The sequence below is a fragment of the Roseomonas sp. TAS13 genome, assembly GCF_001950415.1.
Taxonomy (GTDB): Bacteria; Pseudomonadota; Alphaproteobacteria; order Acetobacterales; family Acetobacteraceae; genus Roseomonas; species Roseomonas mucosa.
In genome coordinates this window covers 1-2482 of the sequence record NZ_BDLP01000514.1, presented here as the reverse complement: position 1 = coordinate 2482, position 2482 = coordinate 1, and the positions used below count along the sequence as shown (strand labels likewise).

The window sequence follows — 2482 nt, the reverse complement described above, 5'->3', positions numbered from 1 at the left end:
GCCGGAACGGCGGCGGACGCCACCAGCGCCCCCATTGGCACCCCCATTGGCACCCCCACTGGCGCCGCCGAGCCCGTCGTGGGCGAGCCGGCGAAGCCCGTGGTCCTGGACGGGACCTCGCCGTCCCAGGCGCGCCGCGCGGGATGGTGGCGGCGTTGAGCGAGTCCGCGGCCGCGGCGGCGGAGGAGGATGCTTCCCTCTTCCCGCCGCTGCGGACGGAAAGGCTGCTGCTGCGGCCTCTGCGCCCGACGGATGCGGCCGACCTGCACCGCCTGGTGAACGACTGGGAGGTGGCGCGCATGCTGGCGCGCGTCCCCTTCCCCTACCCGCGCGAATTGGCGGATGACTGGATCGGCTCCACCCGGTCGCAGATCGCGGCCGGGAAGGCCTGGCACCTCGCCATCGTGGAGGAGGCGTCCCAGGGGCGCGAGCAGCTCGTCGGCTGCGTCGCCCTGACCCGCCCCGATGCCGCCGCCCCGCGCAGCGCCGCCCTCGGCTACTGGGTCGGCCGGCGCTACTGGGGGCGCGGCATCGCCAGCGAGGCGGCGGGCCGCCTCGCCCGCTGGGCCCTGGCCAACCTGGACCTCGACAAGCTGCAGGCCAGCGCCCTGGTGGAGAACGAGCGATCCGCCGCCGTGCTGCGGCGGATCGGCTTCGTCGAGGCGGGCACCGGGGAGCAGGAATTCTCCGCCCGCAACGCCCGCCTGCCCGTCCGCCTCTTCCGCGCCGGCCGGGCGGAGCTCTCGACCCCGGCCGATCCCGCCCCCGCCCCGGTCCTGGCGGAACAGCCCGTCCCGGCCGGTGGCTCGCGCCTGCTGCTGGTCTCCGCCTGCGCCCTGATCGACGCCGACGGCCGGGTGCTGCTGGCCCGGCGGCCGGAGGGCAAGGCCCTGGCCGGCCTCTGGGAATTCCCCGGCGGCAAGGTGGACCCCGGCGAAACGCCGGAAGCAGCCCTGATCCGCGAGCTGCGGGAGGAGCTGGGCATCGACGTCGCGGAAACCTGCCTCGCCCCCTTCGCCTTCGCCAGCCACGCCTATGACGGCTTCCACCTGCTGATGCCGCTCTACCTCTGCCGCCGCTGGGAAGGCACGCCGGAATCCCGCGAAGGCCAGGCCCTCGCCTGGGTGCGGCCGCAGAAACTCGCCGACTATCCCATGCCCCCGGCCGACAAGCCCCTGGTCGCCCTCCTCCGCGACTTCCTCTGATCCGGCCGCCGCGCCGTCCCAGGGGGACAAGGCTCCGCCTTTCCCCCGGGCGCAGCCGCGAAGTGAAACGCCTATCCCTCCGGGCGGAACAAGACGCCTCCCCCGCATGACACACTTTCCCTCGCCACGGATGGTGGCACTCTGGCGCCCCCGAACCGCCGCCGGAGTGCCCTGCCTTGTCCGCCAACCCCACCGCCTGCCTCCTGATCATCGGCAACGAGGTGCTTTCGGGCCGCACCCGGGACGCCAACCTGCAGTTCCTCGCCACCCGGCTGGGAGAGATCGGCATCCCGCTGCGCGAGGTACGGGTGATCCCCGACGTGCCGGAGGTCATCGTCGAGACGGTGAACGCGGTCCGCCCGCGCTTCGACCATGTCTTCACCACCGGCGGCATCGGGCCGACCCATGACGACATCACCGCCGAATGCATCGCCCGCGCCTTCGGCGTGCCGTGGGAAAAGCACCCGGAGGCCATGGCCTTGCTCACCGCCCATTACGAGAAGCAGGGCACCGAGTTCAACGCGGCCCGGCAGCGCATGGCGACCATCCCGCGCGGCTCCGCGCTGATCCCCAACCCCGTCTCCGTGGCGCCGGGCTTCACCATCGGCAACGTGCACGTCATGGCTGGCGTGCCCCGGATCATGCAGGCGATGTTCGAGGCCCTGGCCCCCGGCCTGATCGGCGGCCGTCCGGTCCTCTCGCGCAGTGTGCATGCCGACGGGATCTACGAAGGGCAGATCGCGGAAGGCCTGGGGGCGATCCAGGCGTGCCATCCCGCGCTGGATATCGGCTCCTATCCCTATTACCGCCCCGACCGGAGCGGCGTGGCCCTGGTCGCCAAGGGTCTGGAGGAGGCCGAGGTCGTGGCGGCCGCGGCGGAGATGGCGGCGCTGATCCGGCAGGTCGGAAAGGAGCCGCTCGAAGGGGAGCCCGGCTGAGGCACCCGCCGGCCGTGCCTTGATTCCGGGCGAAGGTTAACAACCCAAAAGAGTAATCCTTGTGTTTAGGCGACTTTGCGTTGCATATGCTCTCTCATTACCACCACATGGGCCCGTGCGCGTGTGGAACCCACGAGGAATGGCCCCTGCCTGAGAACGGAGCCCCACCGGCCTGCCCGGAACCGGGATACCGGCCGGACCGGGCCCTTCCCGCGGGATGCGTGCCCGGGCCGGGGCCTGCCTTCCGAGGCGGGCCGGGGTTCCAGAAGGGGATAAGCCGCGATGCAAGAAGCCGTCCTGCACCACACCGCCGGAACCGCGGACACCTCCGCCGTGGAG

Annotated in this window: 2 protein-coding genes; both read left to right on the top strand. The window is 72.3% G+C overall.

The annotated features are described in order from the left end of the window. Positions 1–155 precede the first annotated feature (155 nt). A complete protein-coding gene (locus ROTAS13_RS28525; RefSeq protein ID WP_276561195.1) occupies positions 156–1205 on the top strand; it encodes a bifunctional GNAT family N-acetyltransferase/(deoxy)nucleoside triphosphate pyrophosphohydrolase in 1050 nt (349 codons plus the stop codon). A gap of 176 nt (positions 1206–1381) precedes the next feature. Beyond that, positions 1382–2143, top strand: a complete 762-nt coding sequence (locus ROTAS13_RS22920; protein WP_058390106.1) for a competence/damage-inducible protein A — start codon at positions 1382–1384, stop codon at positions 2141–2143. Positions 2144–2482: the final 339 nt, after the last annotated feature.